Source organism: Variovorax paradoxus (assembly GCF_024734665.1).
Taxonomy (GTDB): Bacteria; Pseudomonadota; Gammaproteobacteria; order Burkholderiales; family Burkholderiaceae_C; genus Variovorax.
In genome coordinates this window covers 6536273-6552602 of record NZ_CP102931.1, presented here as the reverse complement: position 1 = coordinate 6552602, position 16330 = coordinate 6536273, and the positions used below count along the sequence as shown (strand labels likewise).

At 65.2% G+C, this 16330-nt stretch carries 18 protein-coding genes; all 18 read right to left on the bottom strand.

What is annotated here, in order from left to right; translation table 11 throughout:
- Window positions 1-54 precede the first annotated feature (54 nt).
- Window positions 55-258, bottom strand: coding sequence for a hypothetical protein (locus NWF24_RS30655; RefSeq protein ID WP_176928761.1), 204 nt, complete (start codon window positions 256-258; stop codon window positions 55-57).
- Between the two features lie 206 nt (window positions 259-464).
- Entirely contained in the window at window positions 465-1454 is a 990-nt protein-coding gene (locus tag NWF24_RS30650; RefSeq protein ID WP_258351810.1) for a 2-dehydropantoate 2-reductase, read from the bottom strand.
- 19 nt (window positions 1455-1473) lie between these two features.
- Window positions 1474-2265: a class II aldolase/adducin family protein gene (locus NWF24_RS30645; RefSeq protein WP_258351809.1), complete on the bottom strand. Its 792-nt coding sequence runs from the start codon at window positions 2263-2265 to the stop codon at window positions 1474-1476.
- 19 nt (window positions 2266-2284) lie between these two features.
- On the bottom strand, window positions 2285-3277 hold the full coding sequence (locus NWF24_RS30640) for a Bug family tripartite tricarboxylate transporter substrate binding protein (protein ID WP_258351808.1): 993 nt from the start codon (window positions 3275-3277) through the stop codon (window positions 2285-2287).
- Between the two features lie 32 nt (window positions 3278-3309).
- Window positions 3310-5043: a dihydroxy-acid dehydratase gene (gene ilvD, locus NWF24_RS30635; protein WP_258351807.1), complete on the bottom strand. Its 1734-nt coding sequence runs from the start codon at window positions 5041-5043 to the stop codon at window positions 3310-3312.
- 37 nt (window positions 5044-5080) lie between these two features.
- Window positions 5081-5551, bottom strand: a complete 471-nt coding sequence (locus NWF24_RS30630; RefSeq protein ID WP_258351806.1) for a nuclear transport factor 2 family protein — start codon at window positions 5549-5551, stop codon at window positions 5081-5083.
- Between the two features lie 30 nt (window positions 5552-5581).
- Window positions 5582-7483, bottom strand: coding sequence for a hypothetical protein (locus tag NWF24_RS30625; protein ID WP_258351805.1), 1902 nt, complete (start codon window positions 7481-7483; stop codon window positions 5582-5584).
- Between the two features lie 35 nt (window positions 7484-7518).
- Window positions 7519-8715, bottom strand: coding sequence for a hypothetical protein (locus NWF24_RS30620; RefSeq protein WP_258351804.1), 1197 nt, complete (start codon window positions 8713-8715; stop codon window positions 7519-7521).
- A 69-nt stretch (window positions 8716-8784) separates the two neighbouring features.
- Complete coding sequence (gene hpaI, locus NWF24_RS30615) at window positions 8785-9606, bottom strand: 4-hydroxy-2-oxoheptanedioate aldolase (RefSeq protein WP_258351803.1); 822 nt, start codon at window positions 9604-9606, stop codon at window positions 8785-8787.
- Between the two features lie 15 nt (window positions 9607-9621).
- On the bottom strand, window positions 9622-10425 hold the full coding sequence (gene hpaH / locus NWF24_RS30610) for a 2-oxo-hept-4-ene-1,7-dioate hydratase (RefSeq protein ID WP_258351802.1): 804 nt from the start codon (window positions 10423-10425) through the stop codon (window positions 9622-9624).
- 13 nt (window positions 10426-10438) lie between these two features.
- The gene (locus NWF24_RS30605; RefSeq protein WP_125948719.1) at window positions 10439-10846 is read right to left on the bottom strand and encodes a 5-carboxymethyl-2-hydroxymuconate Delta-isomerase; all 408 of its coding nucleotides are present in this window, start codon (window positions 10844-10846) and stop codon (window positions 10439-10441) included.
- A 13-nt stretch (window positions 10847-10859) separates the two neighbouring features.
- Window positions 10860-11687: a DODA-type extradiol aromatic ring-opening family dioxygenase gene (locus NWF24_RS30600; RefSeq protein ID WP_258351801.1), complete on the bottom strand. Its 828-nt coding sequence runs from the start codon at window positions 11685-11687 to the stop codon at window positions 10860-10862.
- Complete coding sequence (locus tag NWF24_RS30595; protein ID WP_258351800.1) at window positions 11684-12019, bottom strand: aromatic ring-opening dioxygenase subunit LigA; 336 nt, start codon at window positions 12017-12019, stop codon at window positions 11684-11686. The genes NWF24_RS30600 and NWF24_RS30595 overlap by 4 nt, the downstream gene beginning before the upstream one ends.
- A 3-nt stretch (window positions 12020-12022) precedes the next feature.
- Window positions 12023-12991 carry a tripartite tricarboxylate transporter substrate binding protein gene (locus NWF24_RS30590; RefSeq protein WP_258355386.1) on the bottom strand — a complete coding sequence of 323 codons (969 nt, stop codon included), beginning with the start codon at window positions 12989-12991 and terminating at the stop codon, window positions 12023-12025.
- Window positions 12992-12993: 2 nt separating this feature from the next.
- A complete protein-coding gene (hpaE, locus tag NWF24_RS30585) occupies window positions 12994-14457 on the bottom strand; it encodes a 5-carboxymethyl-2-hydroxymuconate semialdehyde dehydrogenase (protein WP_258351799.1) in 1464 nt (487 codons plus the stop codon).
- Window positions 14454-15227, bottom strand: coding sequence for a fumarylacetoacetate hydrolase family protein (locus NWF24_RS30580; protein ID WP_258351798.1), 774 nt, complete (start codon window positions 15225-15227; stop codon window positions 14454-14456). The genes hpaE and NWF24_RS30580 overlap by 4 nt, the downstream gene beginning before the upstream one ends.
- Window positions 15224-15850, bottom strand: a complete 627-nt coding sequence (locus tag NWF24_RS30575) for a fumarylacetoacetate hydrolase family protein (RefSeq protein WP_258351797.1) — start codon at window positions 15848-15850, stop codon at window positions 15224-15226. Before NWF24_RS30575 ends, NWF24_RS30580 begins: the two co-directional genes overlap by 4 nt.
- Window positions 15847-16284 carry a homoprotocatechuate degradation operon regulator HpaR gene (hpaR, locus tag NWF24_RS30570; RefSeq protein ID WP_093053341.1) on the bottom strand — a complete coding sequence of 146 codons (438 nt, stop codon included), beginning with the start codon at window positions 16282-16284 and terminating at the stop codon, window positions 15847-15849. The genes NWF24_RS30575 and hpaR overlap by 4 nt, the downstream gene beginning before the upstream one ends.
- Window positions 16285-16330: the final 46 nt, after the last annotated feature.

Genomic DNA, 16330 nt, shown 5'->3' with positions numbered 1-16330 from the left:
CACCAATTTCCTGCCAAATTGAATGCGAATGTGTCAGGCGAAAAGGCTCAAAGCCTATTGCTCACGGTCGTCGCCGGGGTGACCGAGCTGGTTCTTGGCCGAGCGCACGCCCCGCAAGACAAGGTACAGAGCGCCGCCGCCAACCAGCAGAAAGCCGGCCACAGCCAAGCCGCCCATGCCGAAGGCCCACCACCAGAACAGGCCGCTGATGGGCAGCAGTACCAAGGCCACCAGAAGTTCGATGAAGATCAAGCGCATCTATCTGTCTCCCCCTTCGCTCAAGCACGCATATAGCCTTGTTGATGTGTAAGAAATCGCTACGTGCATTCGAATGGCGAGAGGATAGCCCAAGAAGAAAAAAGGGTGTACAGGGTTCTGCAGACGCTGCATTTGCAGTCTGCGGACCGAACCTGTGCACCGCCTGACCTTGGGTCCTGGTGCGCTGCGCGGGCCTGCGCAGGCGCTCAGTACAGCCCGAGCTGCCGCGTTCGCAGGCGCGCCAGCCCCAGCAGCGCATCGGTGAAGGGCGTTGCCACTGCCGTCAGCTCGCCCAGTTCGCGCACCACCGTTACAAGCGCATCGAGCTCCACCGAGCGCCCGGCTTCCACGTCCTGCAGCATCGAGGTCTTGAACGCCCCGAGCTTCATGGTGATGGCGTGCCGGTCTTCCGGGCTCTGCGTGATCTCGATGCCGATGCGCCGCCCGATCTCCTTGGCCTCCAGCATTACCGCCGAGATGAAGCCGCGCACGTAGTCGTCGCCCATGATCAGGTCGGTGGTGCAGCCGGTGAGCGCGCTGATCGGGTTCACCGTCATGTTGCCCCACAGCTTGAACCACACGTCCTTCTGGATCTGCGGCGACAGCGTGGTGTCGATGCCGGTGCTCTTCAGCAGCTCGACCAGCTTCTGCACGCGCGGCGTGGCCTCGCCCGAAGGCTCGCCCACGATCAGCCCGTTGCCGAAGTGATGCCGCACCACGCCCGGCCCGTCGAGCGAGCAGCTTGCGTGCACCACGCAGCCGATCACGTTGCGCGACGGAATGGCCTTGGCAATCGCCCCGTCGGGGTCCACCGCCGCGAGCCGGTGGCCCGTGATCTCGCCGCCGAAGCCGCCTTCGAGGAACCACCACGGCACGCCGTTCATCGCGACCAGCACGATGGTGTCGGCGCCGATCAGCGGCCCGATGCGTTCGGCCACGCCGGCCAGGGCCGGCGCCTTCACGGCGATGACCACCAGGTCTTGCACGCCGAGCGCCTCGGGGTCGGCCACGGCGTTGACGGGCACGCGCGTGCGCACCTCTCCACCCGTGCCGCCGCGCATCAGCGAGAGGCCGTCGCGCTGCAATGCCTCGAGCGTGGCACCGCGTGCCACCACGTTCAGCCGTTGGCCCGCCTGCGCGAGGCCGATGCCGATCCATCCGCCGATCGCGCCGGCGCCGTAAATGCAAATCTTCATGGGGTCCGTCGCTTCGGGTTCAGTTGCGGTACGTAGGGTCGATGCGGTCCACCTGGCGGACGAGTGCATTGAACACATCCTGCCCGGCGCCGTGCTCGGGGCTGAACTGCAGCGCGTCGCGCGTGCAGCGCTGCGCGATCTCTTCGCTCACCGGAATGGCTGCGCCCATCGAGAAGGTCGCCATCTGGATCTCGCAGGCTCGCTGCAGCGTCCACAAAATCGCGAAAGTCTGCGGCAGCGTCTGCCCCCAGGCCAGCAGGCCGTGGTTGCGCAGGATCACCGCGTTGCGGTCGCCGATGCTCTTGAGCAGGCGCGGGCCTTCGTCCGCATGGATCGTGATGCCCTCGAAGTCGTGGTACGCCACCATGCCGTGCAGCTGCGCGGTATAGAAATTGGTCTGCTGCAGGCCGCCCTGCAGGCAGGCCACGGCCACGCCGGCGGTGGTGTGCGTGTGCATCACGCAGTGCGCGCCGGGCAGGCCGTCGTGAATGGCCGCGTGCACTGTGAAGCCGGCCGGGTTCACCGGGTAGGTCGAGCCGTCGAGCACCTTGCCGTGCAGGTCGATCTTCACCAGATTGCTGGCGGTGACCTCGCTGTAGTGCAGGCCGAAGGGATTGATGAGGAACTGCTTCTCGCCACCGGTCACGCTGTCGGGCAGCCGCACCGTGATGTGGTTGTAGATCATCTCGACCCAGCCCAGCATCGCGAACACGCGATAGCAGGCCGCGAGCTCTTCGCGCGCGGCGCGCTCGTCAGGATGGATCGAGGGATGGACCAGCGCCGAGGGTGCTGGAGTGGCGAGTGTGTTCATGGCAGTTCCTTCATGTGTTTCAACCCTCCGCGGTGAAGCCGACTTCCTTGACGATCGGCGCCCACTTGGCGGTGTCTTTCTTGAGCAGTTCGGTCAGCTCGGCCGGCGTGGAAGACACAGCTTCCAGGCCGAAGGTGCCGAGGCCGTCGATCACGTCCTTCTGCGCCAGCGCGTTCTTCATGGCCGTGTTCAGCTTCGCCACCAGTTCGGGCGAGGCCTTGGCTGGCAGGAAGAAGGCGAACCATTCGCTGTGCGCCATGTCCTTGATGCCCTGTTCGCCGAAGGTCGGCACGTCGGGCGCGAAGCGGCTGCGCTTGGCGCCAGACACACCCAGGATGCGCACCTTGCCGGTCTGCAGGTGCTGCGTGATGTCGCCGATGGGCCCCGACACCGCCGAGATGTTGCTGCCCAGCAGGTCGAGCATGGCCGGCTGCGTGCCGCGATAGGCCGCGTGCTTGAGTTCGACGCCGCCCTTCTGGCCCAGCAGCGCACCGATGAAGTGCGGCGTGGAGCCCGCGGCTGGCGAGCCGAAGTTGGCGCCTGCCGGGTTGGCCTTGGCCCAGGCCAGGAACTCGGGCACCGTCTTCACGCTGGCCGGCACGGCCGGACCCACGGCAAAGCCGAAGTCGAAGATGCAGGCGAGGCTCACCGGCGTGATGTCGACCATCGGGTCGTACGGCAGCTTCTTGTAAATGTGCGGGTAGATCGTGAGGATCGAGGTCGGCGTCTGCAGGATGGTGCTGCCGTCGGCCGGGCGGCTCTTCACGTAGCTCACGGCAATCTGGCCGCCCGCGCCGGTGCGGTTCTCGACCACCACGGTCTTCGCGTATTCCGGACTGAGCCTGGTCGCCAGGCGCCGGCAGGTGGTGTCCGAGGTGCCCCCGGCCGCGAAGCCGGTGACGAGGGTGGCGGTCTCGATGTTCATCGCTTGCGCGAAAACATTCTGGCCAAGGCTGGCCATCAAGGCCGAGGCGCTGGTGGTCTGCAGGATCTGGCGGCGCGTGAAGCTCATGGTGTCTCTCTCCGGACGGTGGTTATGGAGGATCAAGACTCGTCGCGCAGCCAGGTGACCGCGCCCGAGTGGGTCACGGCGCCCTGGTGGGCAGGGCGCACGGTGAGCGCGTATTTTTCCAGCAAGCCACCTCGGGCGACCCCCACGTTTACCTCACGTCGGGCGAGCCGCGCGGCGATTTCCTCGGCCGAAAGCTCGACCGTGATCGAGCGCGCCTCGGCCCGCGCGTCGATGGCGATCACGTCGCCGTCGCGCAGCGCCGCAATCGGGCCGCCGTCCGCCGCCTCGGGCCCCGCATAGCCAATGCACAGGCCGCGTGTCGCGCCCGAGAAGCGCCCGTCGGTCAGCAGCGCCACCTTGTCGCCCATGCCCTGGCCGTAGAGCAGGGCGGTAATGCCCAGCATCTCGCGCATGCCGGGGCTGCCCCTGGGGCCTTCGTTGCGGATCACGATCACGTCGCCCGCCTCGTACAGGCGGTTCTGCACGGCGGTCTGCGCTTCTTCCTCGGAGTTGAAGATGCGCGCCGGGCCGCGAAACACCAGGCCCTTGAGGCCCGCCGTCTTGAGCAGCGCGCCATCGGGGCAGAGGTTGCCCTTGAGCACCGCCAGCCCGCCGTCGCGCGTGATCGGGTTGCCGGCCTCGCGCACCACGCGGCCATCGGGCGCCAGCGCGCCAGCCAGCTCCTCGGCCATCGTGCGGCCGGTGAAGGTGAGCGCGTCGCCATGCAGGAAGCCCTGCTCCAGCAGCGTGCGCAGGATGACGCCCGCACCGCCGATGTAGAACACGTCGCGCGCGAGGTACTGGCCGCCCGGACGCAGGTCGGCGATGAGCGGCGTGCGGGCAAAAACCTCGGCCACGTCGTCGAGGTGGAACTTGATGCCCGCCTCGTGCGCAATCGCCGGCAGGTGCAGCGCTGCGTTGGTCGAGCCGCCCGTGGCCGAGACGATGGCGCAGGCGTTTTCCAGCGCCTTGCGCGTGACGATGTCGCGCGGCAGCGGGCTGTCGCCCATCACCGCCTTCATCAGCGTCTTGGCGGCGCGGCGCATCAGCGGCGCGCGTTCGCTGAACACGGCCGGCACCATGCTGGAGCCGATGGGCGCCAGGCCCAGCGCCTCCGACACCATGCCCATCGTGTTGGCCGTGAACTGCCCCGCGCAGGCGCCGGCCGTGGGCAGGCAGGCGCGGCTCATTGCGTCGAGCTCGTCGTGCGTGGCGGTGCCGGCCAGCACCTTGCCGATGGTCTCGTAGGTGTCGACCACGTTCAGGTCGCGGCCATCCGGCCCCGGCATCTGGCCCGGTAGCGCGGAGCCGCCGTGCACGAACACGCTCGGCACGTTGCAGCGGACCATGCCCATCATCAGCCCCGGCAGGTTCTTGTCGCACGCGCCGATGGCGAAGATGCCGTCCCACTGGTGCCCGCGCGTGGAGGCTTCCACGCTGTCGGCAATGAGCTCGCGCGAGATCAGCGAGAAGCGCATGCCCGAATGCGCCATCGTCAGCCCGTCGCTGATCGACACCACGGGGCACTCGTGCGGCGTGCCGCCGCCCGCGTAGATGCCGGTCTTGGCGTGCTGCGCCTGGTCGCGCAGGTTGAGGTTGCACGGGCTCATCTCGCCGCCCGTGTGGAACACGCCGATGTGCGGGCGCGCGATGTCCTCGTCGTCCTGGCCCAGCGCATGGAGAAAGCTGCGCGTGGTCGCGCGGATCGTGCCCTCCCGAATGGTGGCGGAGCGAAAGCGCTTGGTGGGGTCGGTGGGCGTGGTCATCAGGCTGGCGTTGGCTGCTGGCTGGATTGCGGACGGGTCAGAACATGCCGTTCTTGTTCGCGGCGGTCTCGGGCACGGGCTGCACCACGTCCCAGTGCTCGACGATCTTCCCGTTCTCCAGCTTGAAGATGTCGACGATGGCGCTGCCGCGCGTGCCCGGCTCGCGGATCGCGTTGACGTGCAGGATCACGTAGTCGCCATCGACGAAGCTGCGCTTGATCTCGCTCTTCGAGTTCGGAAACTTCTCGCGCAGGAACGCGATGAACTTGCGAAAGCCCTCGGGGCCGTCGGCCGCCGTGGGGTTGTGCTGCACGTAGCGGTTGCCCACGTACTGCAGGGCCGCGTCGGCATCCTTCTGGTTCAAGCCTTTTTCATAGAAGGCGAGCACGGTCTGGCGGTTGGCTTCCTGCTGGGCGGTGGGGCCCTGCTTGCCAGCGCCCAGCGGGGCGCAGGCGGCGAGGGAGAGGGTGGCTGCTGCGGCAATGACGGTCAAAGTGATTCTTTGCATAGAATTTCAGTAAGAGTGATTCGGTTGAAGTTACTCATGTTGAAGAGTCAATACGAGACTGCGTTCTTCTCTTGGTAGCGCCAATAGGTGCTTCTCGTCACCGGTGTCTTTCCACTGTGAAGCCGCCCTAGTCACTCTCTTGAGAATCTGTACGAATTTGGAGGCAGACCTCTCCATGGATGGGTCGTCAAGGGTTTCAAATATTTTTCTTATAAATGCTCTCGGCGTCTCTGAGTCGACAGTGATTGCGATCGCACGAAGCAGGGCAACAGCGGCGTGTGAAGGAAATTTGAGCAGCTGCTTCGTGAGGTTGAATACGGCCAGGTCGGCTTTGGTTTCGTCAAGCTTGATAAGGCCGAAAGTCGCCAGGAGGTGCCCGACGTACAGCGCTATGGCGTTCGATCTCGAGAGGCGACTGCCAAGTTCTGCATTGGCGTCGCTTAATTTCTCTGCAATGTCATCGAGTTCGGCTCTGATCTTGCTCTCTAGGCTAGGGTTGGCAATCGACATGCCGAGCACTACGACAGCGCGCATTCTTCTAGATGCCAGACCTACTGGCGTCGTGGAAAGGATCTCGTCTTGAATCCGCTCCAGCTGTTCTATGTTTTTTGCGGCAGCGCATCTTGAAATCTCTTCGAATTGCGCGCTGAGCACGGGATCCATGCCTTCACTTTCCTTGATCAGATCCAATGCGCGACGTACATACTGCTCTTCAATGCGACCCTTGGTCCCGTCCTCGTTCAACCAGCGGTAAAGCTCCGCTTCCGTGTACCAGATGCGGAGAATCTCTACGAACAGTCCAATCGGCTCGCCGCGCTGCTGCTTAACTTCCATGCAAAGGCGCATGAGTGGCTCAGTCAGTTCGTAGTAGCTTTCTCGTCCTTCTTCGATCGAGCGCACATAGCGCTTTTCGCGCAGTTGTTTGAGTTGGCCGGAACAAGTCTGATGCGTGATGAAGCAAGCTTTTGCGATTTGCTTGACTGGCGCGGCGCCTCGATAGCTCACGAGATACTCCACGATCTTTCGCTGCTGCCCCGAAAGCTCTTTCATGCGCGCCTGGTAGTAGGGCGTGAGCTCGTCCAGCGTGTGCATCACCGCCTGCACCAGTTCGTCGAGTGCCTCGCGGCTCAGGAACTGGGCGAAGATCACGTAGATGCGAGGGTTGCCTTCCGCGAGGTGGTGCACCGCGCGAATGCGTGCACGGCCCTCCTGCGTCTCGATGAAGTCGGCCAGGGCACTGTCGCCGCGCTCCACCGCGATCTTCTGTAGCAGGTCGACGACGTCCTCGAGGCTGAATGCCTTCAACGCCTGGATGTCGAAGAAGCCGTAGAACGGCGACTTCTGCAGGCTCACGCCCGCGAACAACGCAGGGGTTGTCGCAACCAGAACGAGTTGCGGATGGTTCTGGATGAAAGCCCGGAACTGGCGCTGCCCGGCGTCACCCAATTGATCGAACAGGTCGTCGAGGTTTTCGAGCAGCACGACCAGAGTCTTGTCGGCCAGGACTTCCTGCAGCAGCGACGTGCCCTGCACCTCAGCCTGCTTGAGCGTCAATTCATACAACGCCGCGGTACGCGCCGCGATATCGAGTCCGGGGGCTTGCTGGTCCAGCATGCGAAGAATGCGCAACACCAGTTCGAAGAAGCTGGTGACGCCCCATTCTTCTTCGCGCATCCAGGCAATCAAGCCCCGCTCCCGGATTTCCTTCGATGTCGAAAGCCGGTGGTGCAGCAGCGAGATCAGATGGGTCTTGCCGATGCCGCGCGGACCGACGAAGAGGTAGTGGTGCTTGGCACGGGTCGTCACGCTGTGCACGATATCGTCGTAGCACGCGTCGATCAGGGGTTGCCGCTGCACCAGCATCTGCTGCAGCGTTTCGGGCTGCATCATGCTGGGTGTGAAGTGCGACAGGTACAACGCCTTCTGCGTCATGGGTGTCTGCGGAGCGGGTAGATCAGTCCTCTTGCTCATGCGGCGCCGCCTTCCGTCGTGGACACACCGCGGTGCCAACGCCACCAGCGTGCCACGATGCTGAACTTGTAGTGAAGTTCGCCGCTGTCCGGGTCGCGCACGACGTAGTAGTCGCGTTCGAGCAGGTGCGTCAGTTCGAGCCAGCTCTCGCGGTCCAGCGCCGGAACGGCGCTCTTCGCACGGTTGATGGCGGATTGCATCGACATCGCGCCTTCGGCGGAGGCCACCGCGTCCAGCAGCGCATGGCAAGCTGGGCGATCGCTGGCGTAGTACTCACGCGTTCGTTCTTCGTAGTGCTTCAGGTGCCAGGGGTCGCGCGCCGACCGGATGGCATCGGCCACTTCCTTGCGTACATCGTCGGCGGTTACTCGATGTGCCGACCCGGCGTGCTTCGACTTGAACTCTCTCAGCACATGGTGAATATAGAACGGGATGTTGTCGACTTCCGCCGCCACCACGCTGGCCACGGCATCGTCGGCCAAGGCGATGCGGTTGTCCTGGAACAGCCGAAGTGCGAGAGACGTCGCGTCGGCGTGTGCAAGAGGCGGAACCTCCATCGTGACCATGTCATTGACCGGTGCATTGACGTAGCCCTGCTGCTTCAAGTGCCGCACGACGTGGTGCAAACCGATCGAGCCGGTGAACACCATCCGGACCTTGGCGTTTTCCTGGCGAATGCTGCGCAGCACGTCCAGCAGTTCCATCGCCTCCTGCGGCGCGGTCTTCGCGAGGTTTTGCAGCATCATGGGCAGTTCGTCCCAGAGGAAAACCACGTACTGCGTCTGCACAGATTCACTCAGGTGGGCCAGGGTATCGACCAAGCCCTGCTTCCAACTCTTGGCGGCGAAGTTCGGAAGCGTGACTGGACCGATCTTCAACCCGGACGCTTCTGAGCCGATGCTCGCGAGCCATTCCCTGAATTTCTTGAGATTGCCGAGCAGGGGGTGAAGATCGGCCAGAACGTATTGGACGAACTCGCCGGCGCTGCGCACGCCTTCCAAGTCGCGCTTGACCATGACCCAGCCGTCGCGTTGCTGTGCCTCGAGCTTGCTGAGCACATGGGTCTTGCCCATGCGCCGCTCTGCGACGAGCTGCAGGCTTTGGGTCTCGAGGATGTCCATGACCTCGGCCACCAAGGTGTCCCTGCCCACGATGTCTTCGAGCGCGAGCGCTCCGCCTGGGTTGATTTTCATTGAAGTACGATGTATTTAACGTACGTCAAATTTAGCATGCGTTTCTACGGAGCGACACCCAAGAACCACTCAGTAGCTCGATGAACCAGAGCTTGCCGTGAGATTCTTGTATTTCGCCAACAGCTGCTTCGCCGCCGCCGCCAGAACGATGGTGTCCACGCCCACCGCCACGAACAGCGCGCCGGCCGCGAGCCACTTGCGCGCCTGTTCCTCGGTGGTCGACAGGATGCCCGGCGCCTTGCCGGCCTTGCGGATGCGCGCGATGGCGTCGGCGATCACGGCCTGCACCTCGGGGTGGTTCGGCTGGCCCACGAAGCCCATCGATGCCGACAGGTCGGCCGGCCCGATGAACACGCCGTCCACGCCCGGCGTGGCCGCGATGGCGTCGAGGTTCTTCATCGCCTCCACCGTCTCGGCCTGCACCAGCAGGCAGGTCTGCGCATTGGCTTCGTGCAGGTAGTTCGGGTAGGCCTGCCAGCGCGAGGCACGCGCCAGCGCACTGCCCATGCCTCGGATGCCTTCGGGCGGGTAGCGCATGCCCTGCACCAGCCGCGCGGCCTGCTCGGCCGTGTCGACCATCGGCACCAGCAGCGTCTGCGCGCCGATATCGAGGTACTGCTTGAGCAGCGTGGTGTCGCCGACCGGAATGCGCACGATGGGATGCGAGCGCTCCGCCTCCGCCTGTGCCGACCACGCGCTGGAGATGCCCTGCAGCTGTGCGAGCACCGAGCGCACGTCGTTGGGCGCGTGCTCGCCGTCGACCAGCAGCCAGTCGTAGCCGGTGCCGGCCAGGATCTCGGCAACATAGCCGTCGGCCAGTCCGACCCAGAGACCGATCTGGGGCTTGCCCGATTGAAGGGCCTGCTTGAAGGTGTTGATGGGGGTGTGCATGGCGTCTTTCTTCTTTCAGACAAGGCGGAACGAGATGGCGCCGAGCGGGCCGTAGTCGGCGTGGAAGGTGTCTCCCGGCACGGCCGTGGTGGGTCGCGTGAACGAGCCGGCCAGCACCACTTCGCCGGCCTCCAGGCATTCTTCCCACGGCGCCAGCTTGTTCGCGAGCCACGCCACGCCGGTGGCCGGATGGTTGAGCACGGCCGCGGCCACGCCCGATTCCTCGATCACGCCGTTCTTGTAGAGCAGCGCGCTCACCCAGCGCAGGTCCACTGCATCGGGCTTCACCGGCCGGCCGCCCATCACGATGCCGGCATTGGCCGCGTTGTCGGAGATGGTGTCGAACACCTTGCGCGGCGCCTTGGTGTGGCGGTCGAATTGCTCGATGCGCGCGTCGATGATCTCGATGGCGGGCACTACGTAGTCGGTGGCGGCCAGCACGTCGAAGATGGTCACGTTCGGCCCCTGCAGCTTCCTGCCGAGGATGAAGGCCAGCTCCACCTCGATGCGCGGCGCGATGAAGCGCTTGAACGGAATGTCGCCGCCCTGCTCGAAGAACATGTCGTCGAGCAGCGTGCCGTAGTCGGGCTCGTCGATCTGGCTGGACTGCTGCATGGCGCGTGAGGTCAGGCCGATCTTGTGGCCGCGCACGACGCGCCCTTCGGCGATCTTGTTCTTCACCCATTCGCGCGAGATGGCATAGCCGTCCTCGATGGTCATCTCTGGAAAGCGCTTGGAGAAGTGCTCGACCTGCACGCGCGACTTTTCGCTTTCGTGCAGCTCGGCGGCCAGTTGGGCGATGGTGGCTTTGGACAGCATGTCGGCTCGCTTCTTATGACTTGTTGAACAGTGGATGCAGGTTGCTGTGCTTGCCGTCGTACACCTGCCCCGGGCTTTCGTCGATCTGCAGCGTGATGCCGATGTGGCGCTTCTCGAAGATCGGCGCGAAATGCGCGCGCACGTCGGCCAGCAGCTCGTCGCCGGCTTTCTTCTTCACCGCCTCGGAGCGCCCCGCGGCCATGCGGATGTTGAGATAGACGAAGGCGTAGTCGGCCTTGCCGTCGGCCACCGCGTAATGCGCGGCAGGGTAGGCCAGCACGCGCGTGCCGCCGATGGGGAACACCGGCTTGTCGGCCTCGTCGCGCTGCTTCAGCATGGTGTCGGCCAGCGTGCGGCACAGCGCCGACATGTCGGTCTCGGCTTCGATGTTCGGCGTGTAGAGGATCACGAGATGGGGCATGGGTGCTCTCCGTTCATTCGACCGACATCGTCGCGGCGGTGCACGTCACCGCGAAGATGGGGATGGCCTTCATGTGAAGGATCTCGCCCTTGCCGCGCGCGGCTGCAGCCACGCTGATGAAGGTGCGGATCTCGAAGCCGCCCTGGCCCGCTTCGCGGTAGGTGGCTTCGTCGCCGTAGTCGTCCTGCGAGAGCAGGCCATCGCGGTCGTTGGCGCACCAGCGCTTCATGAACTCGGCGTCCCATTCGGCATTGACCTTGCCCGAATCGGGCGTGGCCGGCCAGTGCGAGATGCCGCCCGTGCCCACCAGCGCGATGCGCTCGGGTGCCTTGTCGCAGGCGCGGCGCAGCGCCTCGCCGAAAGCCCAGGCGCGGTGCAGCGGCGTGAGCGGCGGGCCCTGGCAATTGATGTTGACGGGGATGATCTTGGTGTCGAACTCCGGCGTGAGGAAGTTCAGCGGCACCATGATGCCGTGGTCGAACTTCCACTCTTCCGCGTAGGCCACGTCCACCGTCTGCATCACCTCGCGGATGAGGCGCTGCGACAGCGCGGCGTTGCCGGGGATCTTGTGCTTCTCGATGCCCAGCCACTTCGGGTCTTCGATCGGGCCTTCGTAGCTGTCGGCCATGCCGATCGCATAGGCCGGCATGTTGTTCATGAAGAAGTTCGCGAAGTGCTCGGCGGCGATCACGATCACCGCGTCGGGCTTCGTCGCGCGCATCGCCTCGCCGAAGCGGTGGAACTGCGCGTGGAACTCGTCCTTCACCGCCGGATCGGCAAGGTGCGCGCGGCCGGTGATGCCGGGGGCATGGCTGCACACGCCTGCGAATACGAGACTCATACGCCTGCCACCTTTTCGTCTGTGCCGGTTGTCATCGCATAGATGCCCGCGCGCACGGGGCCGTATTTGCGTACGCCTTCGCGCATGGCTTCGAGGTAGTCGGCCCATGGAATGCCGAGCAAAGGCGCGAAGTGCATCAGCAGTTGGCCATTGCAGCCGAGCACGTAGAGCTTGCCGATGTCGCCGGTGTCGATGGCTTCGCGCTCCTCCTGAGTGAAGTCATAGGCGCCCAGCAGCGCCGCGCGCGTCTCGCCACCTTCGGCATAGCGCCGCTGCACTTCCTGCTCGCGATTCAGCGCGAACAGGAATTTCTGCATCGCATAGAGGCTCATCGTTCAGCCCTCCACCCGGATGTTGGCCTTGCGGATCACGTCGCCGTACTTCGCAATCTCGCTCTGGATGAAGGCCGCGAAGCGCTCCGGCGTGCCCGACAGCGACGCGATGCCTCCCTTGTGGAAGGCCTCCGCCACCACCGGCCCCGCCAGCGCGCGGTTCACTTCGGCGTTCATGCGCTGCACCACGGCGTCGGGCGTGCCGGCGGGCGCCAGCAGACCGTTCCACGAATTGGACTCGATGGGCACACCCTGTTCCGCCAGTGTGGGTATGGCCGGTGCGTACTGCGAGCGCTGCGCTGTCGCCATGCCCAGCGCGACCAGCTTGCCGTTCTGGATGTGGCTGCGGAACTCGGGCCAGTTGCCGAACATCATCGTCACCTGCCCGCCGAGCAGGTCGGTCAACGCCGGGCCCTGCCCCTTGTAGGGCACGTGCACGATGTCCAGGCCCATCTGCAGCTTGAGCATCTCGCCCGAGAGGTGCGCGGAGGTGCCGTTGCCGAAGGAGGCAAAGCTCAGCGTGCCCGGTTTCGCCTTGGCTGCGTTGCGCAGGTCGGCCAGTGTTTTGAGGCCGCTGTTCGGATGCGTGGCGAGCACGTGCTCCGACATGCCCATGAGCGCCACGGGGCGCAGGTCTTTCTGCGTGTCGTAGGGCAGCTTGCGGATCAGCGTCTGGTTGGCCGTGAAGCTGTTGGCCACGCAGACGAAGGTGTAGCCGTCGGGTGCGGCCTTGGCGGCCGCATCGACGCCGATCACCGTGCCTGCTCCGGGCTTGTTGTCGACGATCACGGGTTGGCCCAGCGTCTTCGACAGCTCTACGCCGACGAGGCGAGCCACGAAGTCGGTGGTGCCGCCGGGCGTGAAGGGCACGATCACGCGGATCGGCTTGTTGGGCCACGTGCCCTGTGCACGCGCCAGCGAGGGCAGGGCCGCGAATGCGGCCACGCCTTGCAGCAGCGTGCGGCGTTGCATGCTCACGCCACGCCCCAGTGCGGAATGTGATGCGAGCCCAGCGACACCGCCACGTTCTTCGGCTCGCAGAACACTTCATAGCTCCAGGTGCCGCCTTCACGGCCCGTGCCCGAGGCCTTGGTGCCGCCGAAGGGCTGGCGCAGGTCACGCACGTTCTGGCTGTTGACGAAGCACATACCGGCTTCCACGGCTGCGGCCACGCGGTGCGCCTTGCCGATGTTCTCTGTCCACACGTAGCTGGAGAGGCCGTACTGGATGTCGTTGGCGAGGCGGATGGCATCGGCCTCGTCCTTGAACGGAATCAGGCAGGCGACCGGGCCGAAGATCTCGTCCTGCGCGATCTTCATGCGGTTGTCGACATCGGCGAACACGGTGGGCACGACGTAGTTGCCCTTCTTCACGCGGTCGGGCAGGTTGCCCGGCGCTTCGAGGCCACCGCACAGCAGCGTCGCGCCTTCCTTCGGGCCCAGCTCGATGTAGCTGCGCACCTTAGCCAGATGGGCCTGCGAGATCATCGGGCCGACGATGGTCTTCTCGTCGAGCGGGTCGCCTACGGTGATGCGCTTTGCGCGCTCCGCGAACTTGGCCGCGAAGTCGGCGTAGATCGACTGCTGCACCAGGATGCGCGAGCCGGCCGTGCAGCGTTCGCCGTTGTTGCTGAAGATCATGAACACGGCCGCGTCGAGCGCGCGGTCGAGGTCGGCGTCGTCGAAGATCACGAAGGGGCTCTTGCCGCCCAGCTCCATGCTGAACTTCTTCAGGCCCGCGCTCTTCACGATGCGGTTGCCCGTGGCTGTAGAGCCGGTGAACGAAATGGCGCGCACGTCGGGGTGCGCCACCAACGGCTCGCCCGCTTCCTTGCCGTAGCCGTGCACGAGGTTCAGCACGCCGGGCGGAATGCCGGCTTCGAGCGCCAGCTCGCCCAGGCGCGCGGCCGTCAGCGGCGAGAGCTCGCTCATCTTCAGCACGGCCGTGTTGCCGAAGGCCAGGCAGGGCGCGACCTTCCAGGTGGCCGTCATGAAGGGCACGTTCCACGGGCTGATGAGCGCGCACACGCCCACCGGATGGAACAGTGTGTAGTTCAAGTGCGTGGGCGTGGGATAGGTGTGGCCGTCCACGCGCGTGCACATCTCGGCGAAGTAATAGAAGTTGTCGGCCGCGCGTGGAATGAGCTGCTTGCCGGTCTGCGCGATGACCTGGCCGCAGTCGTTGGTTTCGGTCTGCGCGATCTCGGGCACGTGCCTGGCGATCAGGTCGCCGAGCTTGCGTATCAGCTTCGCGCGCTCGGGCGCGGGCATGCCGGCCCACTTCGGAAAGGCTTCCTTGGCGGCGGCCACGGCCGCGTTCACTTCGGCTTCGCCGCCCGAGGCGACCTCGGCCAGCACTTCCTGCGTGGCGGGGTTGACGGTTTCGAAGTAGTCAGTGCCGCCGACACTCTTGCCGTTGATCAGGTGATCGACTCTCATGCTTTTCCTTGAATGGTGTTCTGAAGCGCGCCGACGCGCTCGATCTCGGTGACGACGACGTCGCCCGGCTGGCAATCGACCACGCCGTCGGGCGTGCCGGTGAGGATCAGGTCGCCCGGCGACAGCGTCATGAAGCGGCTGAAGTACTCGATGAGGAAGGGCGCGTCGAAGATCATGTCGCGCGTGTTGCCCTGCTGCGTGACCGTGCCGTTGACGGTGGTGCGCAGCGCGAGCGCCATGGGGTCGGCCACATCGGCGGCATCGATGAACCACGGGCCCAGCGGCGTGCAGGTGTCGCGGTTCTTCACGCGCAGGTTGGGGCGGTACCAGTTCTCGAGGTAGTCGCGGATGGCGTAGTCGTTGGCCACCGTGTAGCCGCCGATGAAGTCGTAGGCATCGTCGCGCTTGACGTTCTTCGCGGTCTTGCCGACGACGATGACGAGCTCGCATTCGTAGTGCATGAACTTCACGTCGGCCGGGCGGTGCGTGTGCTGGCGGTGGCCGATCAGCGTGCTCTGGCCTTTGACGAACACGAGGGGTTCTTCGGGCGCCTTGAATTCGAGCTCCTTCGCGTGGTCGGCGTAGTTGAGGCCGAGCGCGAGGATGGTGCGGGGGCGTGCCGTCGGCGCGAGCGGGGGCAGCCAGATGAGCTGGTCCTGCGGTACGACGCGGCCGTCGTCCAGGCGCACGGCGGCATCCGGCTGGCCGTTGAACTCGTGGCTCGTGCCGGTGTGCTCGCGGCCTTCGAAGATGACGCGTGCGTGCTTCATGCGGCTTCCTTCACCAGCGTGTTGCTCAGTGTCTCGAACCCCGGTGCGGAGATGTCGATGCGGTCGCCCGCGCGGGCGAGCGGGCGGCCGAGATCGCAGCCGAGCATCAGCACGTCGCCGTGAGCGAGGGTCATGAAGTCGCTGACGTCGGCGAGCAACTGCTGCGCCGGCCGCACGAGCTGCGAGAAGTCGATGGACTGCTTCAGTTCGCCGTTGATGCGCACCTCGACGCGGAAGTTCGCGGGGTTGGCAACCTCCTGTGCGTCGCGCAGCGCGGCGCCGATGCCCAGGAAGCCATCGACGCACTTGAACTTCACCGGCGGGCGGAAGAAGCTCGCATGCGGAATCGACAGGTCGTTCATCAGCACGAAGCCTTCGACGTCGCCCTCGGCGCCGATCACCATGCCGATGCTGGCGCCGATTTCCACCTCGGGCACTGCTGCCGGTACGGTGATGTCGCTGCCGTGCGGGCTCCAGGTGTTGGCCGTCTTCACGTAGAGCACGGGTGCCTTCGGCGGCGCCTTGTAGGGCGGCTGCGTCATCTGCGGCGCGAGCGCATCCACTTCGGCGCGAAAGTTCAGCAAGGTGCCGTACACCGTGCCTGTGGGGAGGAAATGGCTCATGGCGAGGGTTGCTCCAGTGCGATCAGTTCGTCGAGCAGCCCGTAGAGCTGCGTGAGCTTGGCCTTGCCGAGCGACTTCTCCATCCACTCGTAGTGCGACTCGATGCTGGTCGACAGGCGCTTCACGAGCTTCATGCCGTGCGGCGTGGCCTCGACCACGGTGCGGCGCTGGTCGGCCGGATCGCGGGCGCGGGTGATGAGGTTGTCGCGTTCCATGCGCGCGAGCACACCGGTGAGGCTGGGGCCGAGGATGAAGGCTTCGCGCGCGACCCGGCCGGTGTCGACCGCGCCGTGCTCGCCCAGCACGCGCAGCACGCGCCATTGCTGGTCGGACAGTGCGTGCTCGCGCAGGCTGGGCCGGGTGTGGGCCATCACGGCTTCGCGGGCCTGCAGCAGCAGGCGCGGCAAATTGCGGTGCGTGAATGTCGTGCTCAAGGCTTGTCTCTTCCGAAATTACTTAACATGTTAAATGATTGGCCGT